Origin of the sequence: Brachyspira catarrhinii, assembly GCF_005518285.1 — a bacterium.
GTDB classification, from domain to species: domain Bacteria; phylum Spirochaetota; class Brachyspiria; order Brachyspirales; family Brachyspiraceae; genus Brachyspira; species Brachyspira catarrhinii.
Window position 1 is genome coordinate 1 of sequence record NZ_SJDU01000670.1, and the last position, 753, is coordinate 753.

Sequence of the window (753 nt, forward strand, 5' to 3'; positions counted from 1 at the left end):
CCTTTACGCTGGAATTTGCCACAGCGATATACATAGCGTTAACGGAGATTGGGGAGAGGCGCATTATCCCGTAGTCGTTGGGCATGAAATAGCGGGAAGAGTGGTTCAAGTTGGAAGCGCTGTGACGAAATTTAAAGTTGGCGATTATGCTGGAGTAGGTTGCATGGTTAATAGTTGCGGAGAATGCGTAAACTGCCTCAATAATCAGGAACAATATTGTTTGAATAGGGCGGTATATACTTACGACAATGTAGACAGATTTCATGATAACGAAATTACTCAAGGCGGATATTCGGATAATATAGTCGTTTCCGAAAAATTTGCAATTTCAATTCCTCAAAACGCTCAAATGGAAAAAGTAGCTCCGTTGCTTTGCGCGGGAGTGACTACTTATTCGCCTATTCAAGTAATGAAAATAAAGAAAGGCGATAAAGTGGGAATCGCTGGTTTCGGCGGACTCGGACATATGGCTGTTCAATATGCTGTAAAACTCGGAGCGGAAGTGACGGTTTTCGATATAACGGAAGATAAGAGAGAGGACGCTTTAAATATGGGAGCGGTTAAATATGTGAATGTAAATAACAATAACGATTTGCAAAATCTTGATAACTCTTTGGATTATATAATAAGCACGATACCCGCAAGATACGATTTAAATATGTATATGGCGATGCTAAAAAGAAACGGCGAGATGGCTATTTTGGGAATTCCAGCGGTTAATCAAATGGCAAGTTTAAATATCGGCGATTTTGT

The 753-nt window shown here is 40.2% G+C and carries 1 protein-coding gene; it reads left to right on the plus strand.

Annotated elements, in window-relative coordinates; all coding sequences use genetic code 11:
• A partial coding sequence (locus tag EZH24_RS12980) for an NAD(P)-dependent alcohol dehydrogenase (RefSeq protein ID WP_137999438.1) occupies window positions 1-753 on the plus strand: 753 nt, incomplete at both ends.